The following is a 17,529-nucleotide window of genomic DNA, read 5'->3' on the forward strand; positions in this document are numbered from 1 at the left end:
TTTATTTTAGAATGAAACATTGACACCAAACACATATTGTCTGGACTCCGGATAAGACCCTGGAGTCAGTTCGGGACTATAAGATTTAAACTCCGTAAATGTCAGCAAGTTAGTAGCAGTTGCATACAATCGTAATTTATGAATCGGAGTATTCTTCAATAGTCGGGTGGGGAAAGTATATCCAAGTTGTAAGGTGCGTAAACGGATATAAGAAGCATCCTGAATGGCAATGGCACTCAAATATGCAGGGTCCGCACTATAAGAAGGACGTGGGAATTTGTTCGAAGGATTGAACGGAGTCCAATAATCCACCTTCACCCCATTCAATTTTCCACGTAAAGAACCACCGGAATTATACTCGTACAAATAACCGTTCTTAATCTTTCTGCCGGAAACTCCATACCAGTCCATGAACAGATCAAATCCTTTCCAGTTCCATGTAGAAGAAAGGGAGAGTGTAAACTTCGGATCTTTACGGATAGGTACCCTGTCATCAGCTGTAATCTTTCCATCCCCGTTGTTATCACGCACCTTGACCATTCCCGGTTCAATAGCGCCACCGTAATTAATCGGACTGTCGGCCACACCGTCATTATCACTATCATAGGTGTTTTTCAGTGTATAGACCAGATTTCCCGTACCATCACGAGTGATATCAAAATCATCATACTGAAAAATTCCATCTATCAGATAATCATAGTATACATTGATCGGTTCTCCGATAATCCACCCCTGGGCTACCTGACTTGCCGGTTTCCCGTTCTCATCGAGAGTATCGTCAATACGGACAATTTCATTCTTATACATGCTGAAATTAGTTCCGAGTGTCCAGGTAAACTCCTTTGTACGTACCACGTCACCATTTAAAGAAAGATCGATACCACTGGATTTCGTCTTTCCCAGATTATCTAGCATGGTAGTATATCCGAGTGACGCATTCAGGGAACGTTTCACCAACAAATCCTTCGTATGAGTATTATAATACTCAACCGTACCATTCAGACGCCCATTGAAGAAACTAAAGTCAACACCAAAGTTAGCTGTTGCAGACTGTTCCCATTTCAGGTTTGGATTAGACAGTTCCTTGCCCGGCAAATATCCCATTTGAAAAACATTTCCAAACTCATATCCTTTATTATCAGCCAGTCCCAAAGTAGTATAATTGCCGATACCGTTCTGATTACCTACAATACCATAACTCACACGCAGTTTCAGGTTATCAATCCACGACACATCTCTTAGAAAACTCTCCTGATTGACACGCCAGGCAAAAGCTGCCGACGGGAAAGTTCCCCATTTATTTTCTTTTCCGAAACGGCTGGAACCGTCACGGCGGACAGCCACGTTCAACAAATAACGATCTAAAAGCGAATATTGCGCCCGAGCCATGAAAGACACCAAGTTATTTTCATTAAACTGACGACGAGGCTTGCCTGTAAACTCACCTTGAGAAATGAAGTTCCAGTCTTTATCCACCGGAAGATTTTCAACCGAGTACCCGATAGACTTCGACCCATTATGGTCGACAGACTGAACGCCGGTCAATGTCAACTGGTGTTTCTTGTTGCGGATAGGCACTTTATAGGTCACAATATTCTCAACCAGCCAGTTCTGTGTACGCGATTCGTCAAGAACGGCCGTTCCTCCGCCTCCCGGATATTGGGAATCTTTATAAGAACCGTCTTCAGACGTCTGATTATAAACAGAAGTATTCAGACGATAATTGAATCCCTTGAAAGGTTTCACATCCATAAAAAAGTTCAGGCGGTAATTATCACGGGTTACTTCACGTCCATAATGTTCGGCACGGTACAAAGGATTATAATTTCCTTCCGAGTTGATATATTTTGTATACTTGCCATCCGCATCATATATCTCCGCCAACGGAGAACTGGTAATAAAATCATTAAAGTTACCATCCTCACGATCTTGTTTTGTCATCGCATAAGAAGAATTGATACCGAAACTAATCCATTTGGCTATTTCAAAGTCCAGATTCAGTCTTAAAGAAAACTTCTGATACCCCGATCCGGTAACCACCATTCCTTGTTGGTCAAAGTAGTTGGCACCTGCCGATACTTTGATTTTTTCTGTTCCTCCACGTACACTGACGTCGTGATTATGATAGATTGCATTTCTGAACATTTCTTTTTCCCAGTCGATAAACTTTCCACTGGCCCATACCCGCTGCATCACCTCGTCTTCCAACGCTTCGGCTATAGAAATCTCACGCGCATCAATTATTCCTTTATCATGCGCCTTTGCTTCACGACGAAGCTGCATATATTCTTCGGGAGAGTAGAAATCGAAATTTCTCCAGAGAGATTGAATACCTAGATAGCCATTATAGTTGACTTCCACTTTTCCGGCTTTACCACGTTTGGTAGTCACCAGTACCACACCGTCACTGGCGCGTGCACCATAAATAGCCTGCGACGCAGCATCTTTCAGGATTTCAACCGATTCAATATCATCCGCACTCAACGTACTGAACTCTGTTGCACTGGAAGGAGAACCATCTATAATATATAAAGGTGCATTGTCTGCACTGATAGAACGGGAACCACGAATGGTAATCGAAGGAGTCGATCCCGGTCGTCCGGAACTACTCGTTACATTCACACCTGCGGCACGTCCACGTAACATATCAGCCACATTGCCGGCGGGAAATGTTTTCATTTCATCCGCTTTGACCGAAGCTACCGAAGTGGCTACATCACTCTTACGCTGAACTCCATAACCGACAACCACCAATTCATCGAGCATTTTCGACTCTTCCACCATATTCACATTCAGTACCGTTTTCGTACCGACACGTATTTTTTGTTCCTTATATCCTATACAAGAAAAAACAAGGGTAGATTTAGCCGATACACTGATTGAATATTTTCCATTTACATCCGTCACTGTACCGTTAGTAGTCCCCTCCTCCATGATATTAACTCCGGGGATCGGTCCAAGTGCGTCTGTCACCACTCCAGAAACTCTGACGTTTTGAGCACTAACCTCTAAAGAGATAAGAAAGGCTGTCAGGAACACAGCCCATTTAATTACGATGTTTTTCATACTATGTAATAATTTGAATGATTACAGTGCAAAAATCCCAATTATTAATGATTTCGAATAATAGAATCGTCCGTATAAAAGTTCAAATAGTACAAATCTCGTCAGGCAGAAAGTATATAAAACACTATAAATTAAGAGTTTGCATATTTCCGTCTATAAGCAGCCGGAGTAATATCATAAGCATTTTTAAAACACCGGATAAAATAACTTGGATTAGAAAAACCGTAATCAAATGCTATATCAGCAATCAGGGCATTGGGGTCATTCCGCAATTTTTCTGTTGCTTTTTTCAGTCTCAAAGATAAAATAAAGTCATTCGGGGTCTGTCCGGTCAATGCTTTCAATTTAGTGAAAAGCAACGTTCTGCTCATACACATTTCTCGTGCAAAAGTAGCTACGTCAAAGTCTGGGTTATCAATATAAGATTCCACAATCGCCGTAGCATCCATCAACATCTTTTTATCGATCGGATTAAACGGAAGGTCTTCCACTTTAGGTTCGTCGTTTCGAACAAACCGTTGTTGAAGTAGTTTACGAGTCTGGATGATATTGTTGCACCGGGCTACCAATATCTTGATATTAAAAGGTTTGGAGATATAATCATCCGCACCTGTCTGCAAGCCTTCCAAGGTATGTTCTTCCCGGTTGCGGGCTGTCAGCAAGACAACAGGTATATGGCTGGTCTGCAAATTACTTTTCAACTTCTCGCACATTTCCAGTCCGGACATGACAGGCATCATGATGTCACTTACAATCATCTGCGGTTGGAGCGAAGAAGCCCGTTCCAATCCTTCCTGCCCGTCGGCAGCCGTATATACCTCATATATCTGTTCAAAAATCTGCGTCAATACTTTACGCATTTCCGGGTTATCTTCTACAATCAGTATTTTCACCGTTTTATCCGGCTTCACCATTTCCGAGATTTCTTGAGGCTCTATTATATAATGTTCGGCAACGTGCTCGTCTGCGGAGGAAGAGGCTTCCATATTCATATTCGCATCCCGGTGGAGAGTAACGGTAAAAGAGGTAACTCCATTCAGTTCGCTTTCCACTCCGATGGTTCCCTGATGCAACTCTACAATTCCTTTCGCCATCGCCAATCCAATGCCCGATCCTTTGACAGTTCGTGTGGTTGTTGCCGAATCATCCTGCCAAAACCGTTCAAATACATGTTTGATCTTGGATTTATCAATGCCTACCCCCAGGTTGTTGACTGAAATCACAATGTCATTATCTCCTTCCGCTGACAGCTCAACAGAAATCCAGTCACCAGGCTTCGTATACTTAAAAGCGTTGGACAATAAATTATAGAATACTTTCTCTATCTGTGTTTTGTCAATATACAAATCAGCTTCTTTCAGAGTGGAAGAAAAGCGGAGATCTATCTTATTCAGTTGGGCATAACTATAGAAAGAGCCACAAATTTCCTCTATCACCGCCACAATATTCTCTTTAGAAATCTTTAGTTTCAAGTATCCCTGATCCTGCTTACGGATATCAATGACTTCATCCACGAGGTTATTCATCCGGCGGGAATTTTTATAAATATCCAGAATCTTATTATATACTTCAGGAATAATGTCCTTATGCATCAGGAGCATTTCGAGCTGGCTGGATATAAGCGTTAACGGAGTACGGAATTCATGCGATACATTGGTAAAGAAACGCAGTTTGGACTGGTTCACACTTTCGATATACTCTTTTTCCCGTTTCTCGGCCAATAAAGAGTGCCGCAAGGTTTTTCGTATCCAGAACATACGGATAATATAGCCGGCAATAAGGATAGCTGCCAGCACCATCAACAAAATAAACCATGCCCGCTGATAAACCGGAGCCTCCACTATCAGCTCAAAACTAACGGAAGGTGCTTCCTGACCGTGAACGCCCACCTGGTCGCCACGGACATGGAAAGTATAATGCCCCGGATGAAGATTGGTATAGGTAATCATCGTATTATCGCCCGCCTTCATATATTCGTTGTCAAAGCCTTCAAGTTTATATTCCAGACCGATATTAGAAATATTATTCAGGGTGTTACTTGCTATCTCAAAAGTGACGGAAGAATATCTGGGCGGCAATACTAACCGATGTTCATACAATACGGTTTCTTTGATAAGCCCCAACGAATCAAGCGGTTGTATTTCCGTATTATCCACAAGCACCCGTTTTACAAACACATCATAGTCAACAGACTGTTTGTTCAGCTTTTCCTGGGCGATAGAGACAATACCCGCCAGACCACACACGTAAATATCGTGGTCGGACGCAATATACAGCCCTCCGTCATTTACATTATTCAAGGGAAAATCACTCTGTCTGTTATAGTTCTCGAATGTAGTCGTTGCCAGGTTGAATTTAGAGAAACCACCATTGGTTGCCACATAGATAGAACCATCCAAAGGACTCTCCACCAATCCGGTTATAAATCCATTTTCCAATCCCTGTTTCGCTCCGTATCCCACAAAAGAATCTGTCTTCTTATCAAATAGATAAATTCCCGAGCCTGTCGATCCCAGCCATATACGTCCTTTCTTATCACATAAAATGTGGTTGATGTGATGCTGCGCTGTACTCTGCGCTATTTGGGAGAAAGGATAACTATGGGCAATGCCCGCTTTGAGGTTGACTCGTATCAGATCAAAAGAGGTAGTCAGCCATAGATCCCCGTCTTTGTCAAACGTCATATCCCAAACCTGCGACAGATGTTTGGCAGCCAACGAAGGGTGTTCGAAATGATGAAGTCGAAGGTGTTTTTTATCCAATACAAGCAATCCTCCCTTGGCAGCTATCAATAAAGAATCGTGGCCGGCAAACTCTATCATTTTCACCAGATTATAGGCTCTGTCAACAACTGTTTTTCCTTCCGGAGTATAGATGTTTTCCGAGATAGATTCTATATGCCCGGTCGACAGATTAATCCGGTTGATTCCCTGATAAAGAGAAGCTACCCAAAGATAATCCGGCTCTCTCTCATAATAAAGAGACTTCACTATCTTAAAAGAAAGCTCTTGAGAATAGACCTTTTTTAAAGGGAAAAAGCGTTTGGTATGTTTATCATAATAGTTCAACCCGCTTCCTTCACTTGCAAACCAGATCCGGCCGGAACGGTCTTCGGCAATGGAACTGATAATATAAGAATTCAAATGACCGCCAACAGCCGTAGACGAGCGGTAAAAATGGAAAGCATCATTCGCTACATTATAATATTGGATTCCCTGATAAAAAGTCCCCAACCATAAAGTCCCCGAAGTGTCGTAATGCATCGAAATAATAGAACGTATATCGGCCGCCTCCACATTCAAGTCATATTCATAATCTGTAAACTCTCCGGTAAACAGGTTTAAAGTCTGCAAACCGGCATAGGTTCCGATATACAGGAGACTATCATTAGCTTGCGTCACATGACGCACATTATTATGGTTAATCGTATTTTCAGCTACCTTATTATGCTTGAAATGAGTAAGTGTTCCATCTTCATCCAACCGTATGAGCCCTCTGTTTCTGGTAGCTATCCAGATACTCCCGTTTCTATCTTCTGTTATTGAATTGACAGCTCCCACATCCATACGCCGGGTGATATGTGCAGACTGGTCGATGCAGTATACACCTTTCGAAGAAGTACCCACCACCACTGTCTGATTCTGACGAACCATGAGACTGTTCATCAATACATCCTCCTCATCCGAAGGAAATGAAAAGAATAACTCGGGCGCCTGGTCGAGGTTGCGATAACGGTATATTTCCTTTCCGGTAGCTATCCATAATGCATCGTGCGCATAACAGATTCCCGCAACTTCTCCTTCACGCAACACCCTAAAACGATTCAAACGCATATCATAAAGAGTCACGCTCTGCAAACTGCGGATAAAGAGCAATCCGGCTTTATTTCCGCAAACCTGCCTGATATTATTGATATTGATGGAATAAGGATTAGCGTTATCCGGCTTGAATACTTCAAACTTACGTCCGTCAAATCGATTCAGCCCGTCTTGAGTGCCGATCCACAAAAATCCGAATTCATCCTGATAGAAACAATTGACCGTTTGATGAGAAAGTCCCTGCCTTACGTCCTTAAAGCGCATATTGATATCCTTCGTCACATTTGCCATGCAACAAAGTCCCGATATGAACAGGCAATAAACAACAAGAAATTTAACTTTGGCCATCTGTGTTTTTCGATAATTCAGATGCAATATTCGGGAAAATCCAAGATATATGCAAGTGTTTATTCAAAAACCTGATTGCCTATTGCCTGCAGACTATTACTCGGGAGGCGTATAACTAATCTCCCTACCGAATAAAATTAATCATCTGACGGTTAATTCTTTTTCGTCTGACTATAGTCAGACGAAAGTTCAACTATAGTCAGACGTAAGTTTAACAGTAGTCAGACGCAAGTTCGACTATAGTCAGACGATTAATTTTATGCATAAACAAGATTAGTTATCTCTTTACCAAGAAATAGTTTTTAGCATACGAAAGATTAAATTATACTATCAACCGCCTAAACACTTGTTTATCATTGGTGAACTGCGTACTTTTGCACGCCATTAAAAAAAGCAAAACAATGACTAACAAAACCAAAGGTTTTATCTATGGAGCGATTGCCGCTGCGAGCTACGGTATGAATCCTCTTTTTGCACTTCCGCTCTATGCAGCCGGAATGAGTGTCGATACCGTTTTATTCTACCGGTACTTCTTTGCGACAATCGTATTGGGTATTCTGATGAAAATGCAGCATCAGTCTTTTGCACTTCATAAGGCAGACGTTTTGCCCTTAGTCATTATGGGGCTGTTATTCTCTTTTTCATCACTGCTTTTGTTTATGAGTTATAATTATATGGATGCCGGAATTGCTTCAACGATTCTGTTTGTTTATCCGGTGATGGTAGCTGTCATTATGGGAATATTCTTCAAGGAAAAGATTTCCGCCATTACCGTTTTCTCCATCCTGCTGGCACTTTCAGGCATTGCCTTGCTCTATCAGGGAGACGGCAACAAACCGCTATCGACTTTGGGAATTATCTTTGTTCTGTTGTCTTCTCTCTCTTATGCTATATATATAGTAGGTGTAAACCGTTCGACATTGAAAAACCTGCCGACCACGAAACTTACCTTCTATGCCATTTTATTCGGACTATCGGTTTATATCGTCCGTTTAAATTTCTGTACGGAACTGCAAGTAATACCGTCTGCCTGGCTCTGGGCCGATGTATTATCACTCGCCATCCTGCCAACTGCCGTATCACTGGTCTGTACCGCACTGGCCATCCATTATATAGGCTCTACACCAACAGCAATATTGGGTGCTCTGGAACCAGTGACAGCTTTATTCTTCGGTGTTCTCCTGTTTCACGAAAAACTGACTCCCCGCTTAATGATGGGTATTTTAATGATTATCACCGCCGTTACCCTGATTATCATTGGCAAGTCACTCATAAAAAAGATGGGTATGCTGTTGCAGATGAACAAAAAATAATATACTTTTGCTACTTAATCAATCAAAATGCAATTTTAAATCTCAAAAAATATGGTAGACGTAAAGACTTGCCTTGACAATGCACAAGAAAAGATGGATATGGCCATCATGTATCTGGAAGAAGCACTGGCACATATCCGCGCCGGAAAAGCGAGTGCACGCTTATTAGATGGTATCCGCGTAGATTCTTACGGAAGTATGGTACCTATCAGCAATGTAGCAGCAATTACTACTCCGGACGCCCGCAGTATCGTGATCAAGCCTTGGGATAAAAGCATGTTCCGTGTCATCGAAAAAGCAATTATCGACTCTGACCTCGGTATCATGCCCGAAAACAATGGAGAAATGATCCGTATCGGTATCCCTCCCCTGACGGAAGAACGCCGTAAACAACTGGCAAAACAGTGTAAAGGAGAAGGCGAAACGGCTAAAGTAAGCGTACGCAACGCGCGTCGTGACGGCATCGACGCACTGAAAAAGGCCGTAAAAGACGGATTGGCAGAAGACGAGCAGAAGAATGCGGAAGCCAAACTGCAAAAAATCCATGATAAGTATATCAAACAAATCGATGATATGCTGGCTGAAAAGGATAAAGAAATTATGACCGTCTAAAAAATAATGAAGAATTAAGAATGAAGAATGAGGAATTATAATGCTGTATTATTCAGTTGAAACACAGCCTGAATTCTTCATTCTTCATTTTTAATTTATAATTTATATGAAAGGATTAGTAATCAAAAACACGGGTAGTTGGTATCAGGTGAAAACCGATGACGGACAATCTATTGAATGTAAAATCAAAGGGAATTTCCGGTTGAAGGGGATTCGCAGTACTAATCCTGTTGCAGTGGGTGATCGTGTCCGGATTATACTTAATCAGGAAGGCACTGCTTTTATCAGTGAAATAGAAGATAGAAAGAACTACATCATCCGCCGTTCATCCAATCTTTCCAAACAATCTCATATCCTTGCTGCCAATCTCGACCAGTGTATGCTGGTGGTAACCATCAATTATCCGGAAACTTCCACTATTTTTATTGATCGTTTTCTTGCATCCGCAGAGGCCTATCGCGTCCCTGTCAAACTGGTATTTAATAAGGTAGATGCTTACGACGAAGATGAGCTCCGCTATCTGGACGCACTTATCAACTTATACACACAAATCGGCTACCCTTGCTTCAAAGTTTCCGCAAAGAACGGCACTGGAGTGGCTGAAATCAAAAAAGCACTGGAAGGCAAGATTACTTTATTTTCCGGACATTCGGGAGTCGGCAAATCGACTCTTATCAATTCCATACTGCCGGGCATAGAAACCAAGACCGGCGAAATTTCTTCTTACCACAACAAAGGAATGCATACTACTACTTTCTCCGAAATGTTCCCTGTGGAAGGAGATGGCTATATCATCGATACTCCGGGTATCAAGGGCTTCGGCACATTCGATATGGAAGAAGAAGAGATCGGACATTATTTTCCCGAAATATTCAAAACCTCCGCCGACTGTAAATATGGCAACTGTACACATCGTCATGAACCGGGATGTGCCGTACGCAAAGCAGTGGAAGAGCACCTCATCAGCGAATCCCGTTATACCTCTTATCTCAATATGTTGGAAGATAAAGAGGAAGGAAAATATCGGGCTGCTTACTGATTAACTCTTTTTTACTCTTCCTTTCTTTAAACCTTTCCCATCAGGGGAAGTCTAATTTTTGAAGATGTATAATATAATTGCCATATACAATACTAAACCATGAATAAGAAGACTAAATGGGGCATCATTATTCTTGTTGGTGCCGGGATTATCGGTGGAGGAATCTACTCACAATTACCGAAAAAAAACGACGAACTAGCAGCCGCCGACAAAGTGATGGGCAGTAATAAAAAAAGAGGGAAACAAGTTTTAAATGTAAATGCCAAGGTCATAAAACCACAATCTCTGACAGATGAGTTCACCACTACTGGTGTACTTCTACCCGATGAAGAAGTGGATTTATCTTTCGAAACGTCGGGAAAGATTGTAGAAATCAACTTTGAAGAAGGAACAGCCGTAAAGAAAGGCCAATTACTAGCCAAAGTGAATGACAGGCAGTTGCAGGCACAATTGCAAAGGTTGATTTCGCAATTGAAACTGGCAGAAGACCGTGTATTCCGCCAGGACGCTTTATTGAAACGGGATGCTGTCAGTAAAGAAGCCTACGAACAGGTGAAAACGGATTTAGCAACCCTAAATGCCGATATAGAAATTATCAAAGCTAATATTGAACTGACAGAGCTACGTGCTCCGTTTGACGGAGTGATCGGACTTCGCCAAGTCAGTATCGGTACGTATGCGTCTCCGACCACAGTCGTTGCCAAGCTGACAAAAATCGCTCCACTGAAGGTTGAATTTTCCGTTCCGGAACGTTATGCCAAGCAAATCAAAAAGGGTACCAATCTCAATTTCAGCGTTGAAGGAACATTGGATGCTTTTGGCGCACAGGTATACGCTGTAGAATCTGCCATCGATCCGAATCTGCATCAATTTACCGCCCGTGCATTATACCCGAATGTCAATCGCACCCTGCTTCCCGGCCGTTATGCCAGTGTACTGTTGAAAAAGGATGAAATACCTAATGCAATAGCCATCCCAACGGAAGCAATAGTGCCGGAAATGGGTAAAGATAAAGTCTATCTGTATAAATCAGGAAAGGCCGAACCGGTGGATATCATTACCGGTATCCGCACCGCATCTGAAGTGCAAGTGATTAGAGGATTGCACGTAGGAGACACAATCATTACTTCAGGAACATTGCAACTCCGTACCGGACTCGCCGTAACACTCGACAATATTGAAGAATGAGAATTTCTGATTTATGAATTCTGATTTATGATTTATAAGTCAGCAGAATCCAGCAAACATTCAGAAATCAGAAATCAGAATTCAAAAATCAGAAATCTTCAATCCATAACTCAGAAATCATAATTCAGAAATCAGAAATCATAAATCAATGAACATCTCCGAATTAAGTATACGTCGCCCGGTATTAGCCACAGTATTAACGATTATTATCCTCCTTTTCGGATTCATCGGATACAACTATTTGGGTGTCCGCGAATATCCGTCGGTAGATAATCCGATTATTTCTGTCAGCTGCTCTTATCCGGGAGCTAATGCCGACGTTATCGAAAACCAGATAACTGAACCGTTGGAACAGAATATCAACGGTATTCCCGGTATCCGTTCTTTGTCCAGTGTGAGCCAGCAGGGGCAAAGCCGTATTACAGTAGAATTTGAATTGTCCGTCGATCTGGAAACAGCGGCCAACGACGTACGTGACAAGGTTTCACGTGCCCAACGTTATCTGCCTCGCGACTGTGACCCACCAACAGTTTCAAAAGCAGATGCTGATGCCATGCCTATCTTGATGGTTGCTCTTCAGAGTGACAAACGTTCTCTGTTGGAATTAAGTGAAATAGCGGACCTGACTGTGAAAGAACAATTACAGACTATTTCCGATGTAAGTAGTGTATCTATCTGGGGAGAAAAGCGTTACTCCATGCGCCTTTGGCTCGACCCGGTAAAGATGGCAGGTTACGGTATCACTCCCGTCGATGTTAAAAACGCTGTAGATAACGAAAATGTGGAACTTCCTTCAGGTAGTATCGAAGGAAATACCACCGAGTTGACGATCCGTACGCTAGGATTGATGCATACCGCAGATGAATTCAATGACTTGATTGTCAAAGAAGAGAATAACCGTATTGTACGATTCAGTGATATCGGACGTGCTGAACTGGGCCCGGCTGATATTAAGAGTTATATGAAGATGAACGGCGTTCCTATGGTGGGTGTCGTAGTCATTCCACAGCCGGGAGCCAACCACATTGAGATTGCGGATGCTGTATACCAACGTATGGAGCAAATGAAAAAAGACTTGCCGGAAGATGTACACTATAATTATGGTTTTGATAATACCAAGTTTATCCGTGCGTCTATCAATGAGGTTAAGTCCACTGTATATGAGGCTTTCGTACTTGTAATCATCATTATCTTCCTCTTCCTGCGTGACTGGCGCGTCACGTTGGTGCCTTGTATCGTAATCCCTGTTTCCCTTATCGGTGCTTTCTTCGTTATGTATCTGGCAGGATTCTCCATCAATGTGCTTTCCATGCTCGCCATCGTACTATCGGTGGGACTGGTGGTAGATGACGCCATCGTTATGACGGAAAATATCTACATCCGTATAGAGAAAGGAATGACCCCGAAAGAAGCGGGAATAGAAGGAGCCAAAGAAATTTTCTTTGCCGTTATTTCCACCACTATTACGCTGGTAGCGGTATTCTTCCCTATCGTCTTTATGGATGGAATGACGGGACGATTATTCCGTGAGTTCAGTATCGTAATTTCGGGTTCGGTGATTATATCCTCATTTGCCGCATTGACTTTCACTCCGATGTTGGCAACGAAGTTACTCATTAAACGGGAAAAACAAAGTTGGTTCTATGCAAAAACAGAACCGTTTTTTGAAGGAATGAACCGGCTATACAGCCGTTCGCTTGCCGCTTTTCTTAGCAAACGCTGGATCGCTCTTCCATTTACTTTCATCACCATTTGCCTGATTGGTATTCTGTGGAATGCAGTTCCTGCGGAAATGGCCCCACTTGAAGACCGTTCGCAAATCAGTATCAATACACGAGGAGCGGAAGGTGTCACCTATGAATATATTAGGGATTACACAGAAGACATCAATCAACTGGTAGACTCCATTCTGCCTGATGCCGAGGCTGTAACTGCCCGTGTATCCAGCGGTAGCGGAAACGTGCGCATCACGCTGAAGGATATGAATGAACGTAATTATACCCAGATGGATGTGGCAGAGAAAATATCAAAAGCGGTACAGAAGAAAACAATGGCGCGTTCATTCGTACAGCAGCAGTCTTCTTTCGGCGGACGTCGTGGAAGCATGCCTGTACAATATGTACTTCAAGCTACCAATTTGGAAAAGCTGGAAGAAGTGTTGCCCAAGTTTATGGCTAAAGTATATGAGAATCCTGTTTTCCAGATGGCGGACGTTGATTTGAAGTTCAGTAAACCGGAAGCTCGTATTCAGATCAACCGCGACAAGGCCAGTATTATGGGGGTAAGTACCAAGAACATTGCTCAAACGCTGCAATATGGATTAAGCGGCCAACGTATGGGATATTTCTATATGAACGGTAAACAATACGAAATTCTTGGTGAAATCAACCGCCAACAACGAAACAAACCGGCCGACCTGAAAGCTATTTACGTCCGTAGCAGTAGCGGGGATATGATTCAGCTGGACAACTTGATTGAATTGGAAAGCGGTATTGCACCTCCAAAGTTGTATCGTTATAATCGTTTTGTGTCAGCTACCATCTCTGCGGGATTGGCAGACGGCAAAACAATCGGGCAAGGTTTGGATGAAATGGATAAGATTGCCAAAGAAACATTGGATGACACTTTCCGCACTGCCCTGTCGGGAGACTCGAAAGAATATCGTGAAAGTTCATCCAGTCTGATGTTCGCCTTTATCCTGGCTATCCTTTTGATTTACCTGATTCTGGCAGCCCAGTTTGAAAGTTTCAAAGATCCGTTGATTATCATGTTGACAGTGCCGCTGGCTATTGCCGGAGCTTTGGTCTTCATGTATTTCGGAGATATTACGATGAATATTTTCAGTCAGATCGGTATTATCATGCTGATCGGTCTGGTGGCGAAGAACGGTATTCTTATTGTAGAATTTGCCAATCAGAAACAGGAAGCCGGAGAGGATAAAATGAGTGCCATCAAAGATGCTGCCCTTCAACGCCTCCGTCCGATTCTGATGACAAGTGCCTCTACGGTTTTGGGACTTATCCCGCTGGCATTTGCCACCGGAGAAGGTTGTAACCAGCGTATTGCCATGGGTACGGCGGTAGTGGGTGGTATGGTCGTATCCACTCTGCTTACGATGTACATTGTACCGGCTATTTACAGTTACATTTCGACTAACCGAATCAAAAAACTACAAGAATGAAACAGAAAGGAATTTGCATGAAACGCATCATTTATATCACCATTGCATGTGCCTTCTTATCAGTCTCTTTTGCAAAAGCACAAGTTCTCACTCTCAAGGAGTGTCTGGAAGAAGGATTGCAAAACAATTACTCTTTACGTATCATCCATAACGAAGAGCTGATCAGCAAAAACAACGCAACGTTGGGAAATGCGGGATACCTGCCTACACTGGACTTCTCTGCCGGATATACCGGAAACCTGGACAATATTGAGACCAAGGCGCGTGCTACCGGGGAAATAACAAAGCATAACGGAGTCTACGATCAGACGGTTAATGTCGGTCTTAACCTCAACTGGACTATTTTCGACGGATTCAATATCAGTACCACCTACAAACAGTTGAAAGAGCTGGAACGTCAGGGGGAAACCAACACGCGTATTGCCATTGAAGATTTTATTGCTGCCCTGACTTCCGAATACTATAATTTTATCCAGCAGAAGATTCGTCTGAAAAACTTTCATTATGCAATGTCGCTTTCCAAAGAGCGTTTGCGCATAGCCGAGGCTAGTCACCTGGTTGGTAAGTTTTCAGGACTGGATTATCAGCAGGCAAAAGTGGATTTCAATGCAGACAGTGCCCAATACATCAAACAACAGGAATTGCTACATTCTTCACGCATCCAGTTGAATGAACTGATGGCTAACAACAATGTCAATCAAAACATTATTATCAAAGACTCCACCATCGACGTACACAGCGACTTGCAATTTGATGATTTGTGGAATTCTACGTTAGCAACCAATGCTTCTTTGCTCAAGGCCGATCAAAACACGGTACTTTCCCAATTGGACTACAAGAAAATAAACTCACGCAACTATCCATATCTCAAATTAAATACCGGATATGGATATACGTTCAACAAGTATGACATCAACACAAACATCAGAAGAGGTGAGTTGGGCTTTAATGCCGGAATAACTGTCGGTTTTAATATCTTCGACGGTAATCGTCGCCGCGAAAAGAGAAATGCAAGTCTGGCTTTCAAAAATCGTCGCCTGGAACGACAGGACTTGGAATTAGCACTCCGCTCTGATCTCAGTAACCTATGGCAAGCCTATCGCAACAATCTCCAATTGCTGAATCTGGAACGTCAAAACCTGATAACCGCCAAAGATAATCACGATATTGCCATGGACCGTTATATACAGGGGGACCTCTCCGGTTTTGAAGTACGCGAAGCACAAAAAAGTTTGTTAGATGCAGAGGAACGCATCCTCTCTGCTGAATATAACACGAAACTTTGCGAAATATCCCTGTTGCAAATCAGCGGCAAGATTACGAAGTATCTGGAATAAGGAAGTAGTTTCCATTTATTTTTTTATTGGGTTAATCTTCTTATCGGGAGGATTAACCCAATTTTTACTGTATAAAAAACAGTTATTACATACCGATGTTTTTCTTTCTTCCTACATTTGCATACTATAAAAACATTAAATAATAAAAGCCATGAGAAAACTAAGTCTTTTCTTACTGCTACTTTTTATCCTGACAAACGCCTCAGCCCAAAAAGCAACAGATTACAGAAAACAACAGAACTACAAAGAATGGGTACACATCGCCCCTAAATTTGACGATGATTTCTTCAAGACGGAAGAAGCCCAACGCATCGGTGACAACGTGTTACTCTATCAACAAACTACCGGAGGCTGGCCCAAGAATATCTATATGCCGGCAGAACTGACGGAACAAGAATATAATGCGGCACTAAAAGCTAAAGAAGATACCAACCAAAGCACCATCGACAACAATGCCACCACGACAGAAATAGAATATTTGTCACGGCTTTATCTGGCTACGCAAAAGGAGAAATATAAAGAAGGAGTGCTGAACGGTATTCAATATCTGCTCAAATCGCAGTATGAAAACGGTGGATGGCCTCAATTTTATCCGCGTCCCAAAGATTATTACGTACAAATCACCTACAATGACAATGCAATGGTGAGAGTCATGAATCAACTTCGGAGCATATACGAAAAGAAAGCTCCGTACACTTTCCTTCCTGACAATATCTGTGAACAAGCACGTAATGCATTTAATAAAGGGATAGAGTGTATACTCAAAACGCAGGTGCGCCAAAATGGAGAGTTAACAGTGTGGTGCGCCCAACATGACCGTGTCACTTTGGAACCCTGCAAGGCACGTGCCTATGAACTCCCGTCACTAAGCGGACAAGAGTCTGACAACATTGTATTACTGTTAATGTCACTTCCCCATCCATCTGCAGACGTTGTAAAATCCATAGAAGGTGCTATCAAATGGTTCCAAAAGTCTGAAATAAAAGGAATACAGAAGGAATATTTCACTAACAGTGATGGCAAAAAAGACTATCGCATGGTTCCCTGTGAAGACTGTCCTACTCTTTGGGCACGTTTTTATGATCTGGAAACAAACCGGCCTTTTTTCTGCGACCGTGATGGCATTAAAAAATATGATATATCGGAAATCGGACACGAACGCCGAAATGGTTATAGTTGGTATAACAAAGATGGAAGCAAGGTGTTGAAGAGATATGAAAAATGGAAAAAAGAACAGAATAAGTAATCATAACAGATGAAAGGTCGATATTTACACTGAAAAAGTTAATATCCGGAAAGTCTTTAAGTCCTTAAAATAAGAAGAGGGGCTGTCTAACAATAAAATAGTCAGACAGCCCCTTTATTAATTCGGGATATTCCTAAAATAATAAAATTTAAGGCAACTAATTCATTGCGAGTTAGTTGCCTTTTTTGTATCTTTAAGCATTCCCCCCAAAAAACGGTTTGACGGCCAAAACGGGGGTAATTAAAAATAAAAACACATGGTAAAGATACAAAAAATCTCAGAAATCGAACCTTGTTTAGGTTTTACCGAGTTCGATATGCTTAAAAAATATCGTCAAAGTTTTGCAACGAGTGAATTAGGTCGCCTCCATTCTCTGTTCCC

9 protein-coding genes and 1 pseudogene are annotated in these 17,529 nt (G+C 42.2%); 8 read left to right on the plus strand and 2 right to left on the minus strand.

Annotated elements, in window-relative coordinates; translation table 11 throughout:
- Positions 1 to 6 precede the first annotated feature (6 nt).
- Positions 7 to 3,066 carry a SusC/RagA family TonB-linked outer membrane protein gene (locus BSAG_RS21430; protein WP_008770691.1) on the minus strand — a complete coding sequence of 1,020 codons (3,060 nt, stop codon included), beginning with the start codon at positions 3,064 to 3,066 and terminating at the stop codon, positions 7 to 9.
- Between the two features lie 131 nt (positions 3,067 to 3,197).
- Positions 3,198 to 7,232 (minus strand): response regulator, encoded by a 4,035-nt coding sequence (locus BSAG_RS21425; RefSeq protein WP_008997287.1) that lies wholly within the window; start codon positions 7,230 to 7,232, stop codon positions 3,198 to 3,200.
- 401 nt (positions 7,233 to 7,633) lie between these two features.
- Here BSAG_RS21425 and BSAG_RS21420 point away from each other — a divergent pair, with 401 nt between their 5' ends.
- The 8 genes and pseudogenes from BSAG_RS21420 to BSAG_RS26130 form a co-directional block, all read left to right on the plus strand.
- Positions 7,634 to 8,545, plus strand: a complete 912-nt coding sequence (locus tag BSAG_RS21420) for an EamA family transporter (protein ID WP_004299199.1) — start codon at positions 7,634 to 7,636, stop codon at positions 8,543 to 8,545.
- A gap of 51 nt (positions 8,546 to 8,596) precedes the next feature.
- On the plus strand, positions 8,597 to 9,157 hold the full coding sequence (frr, locus tag BSAG_RS21415; protein ID WP_004299198.1) for a ribosome recycling factor: 561 nt from the start codon (positions 8,597 to 8,599) through the stop codon (positions 9,155 to 9,157).
- A gap of 106 nt (positions 9,158 to 9,263) precedes the next feature.
- Complete coding sequence (gene rsgA / locus BSAG_RS21410) at positions 9,264 to 10,196, plus strand: ribosome small subunit-dependent GTPase A (RefSeq protein ID WP_008770689.1); 933 nt, start codon at positions 9,264 to 9,266, stop codon at positions 10,194 to 10,196.
- A 99-nt stretch (positions 10,197 to 10,295) separates the two neighbouring features.
- Positions 10,296 to 11,384: an efflux RND transporter periplasmic adaptor subunit gene (locus tag BSAG_RS21405; RefSeq protein ID WP_004316320.1), complete on the plus strand. Its 1,089-nt coding sequence runs from the start codon at positions 10,296 to 10,298 to the stop codon at positions 11,382 to 11,384.
- A gap of 148 nt (positions 11,385 to 11,532) precedes the next feature.
- Complete coding sequence (locus BSAG_RS21400; RefSeq protein ID WP_004316321.1) at positions 11,533 to 14,565, plus strand: efflux RND transporter permease subunit; 3,033 nt, start codon at positions 11,533 to 11,535, stop codon at positions 14,563 to 14,565.
- Positions 14,562 to 15,902 carry a TolC family protein gene (locus BSAG_RS21395; RefSeq protein ID WP_004316322.1) on the plus strand — a complete coding sequence of 447 codons (1,341 nt, stop codon included), beginning with the start codon at positions 14,562 to 14,564 and terminating at the stop codon, positions 15,900 to 15,902. Before BSAG_RS21400 ends, BSAG_RS21395 begins: the two co-directional genes overlap by 4 nt.
- Positions 15,903 to 16,053: 151 nt before the next feature.
- Positions 16,054 to 17,148: a pectate lyase gene (gene pelA, locus BSAG_RS21390; protein ID WP_004316323.1), complete on the plus strand. Its 1,095-nt coding sequence runs from the start codon at positions 16,054 to 16,056 to the stop codon at positions 17,146 to 17,148.
- A 256-nt stretch (positions 17,149 to 17,404) separates the two neighbouring features.
- Positions 17,405 to 17,529 (plus strand): annotated as a pseudogene (locus BSAG_RS26130) (transposase); the annotation flags it as partial.

It is taken from the genome of Bacteroides sp. D1, from assembly GCF_000157095.2.
GTDB lineage: Bacteria > Bacteroidota > Bacteroidia > Bacteroidales > Bacteroidaceae > Bacteroides > Bacteroides xylanisolvens.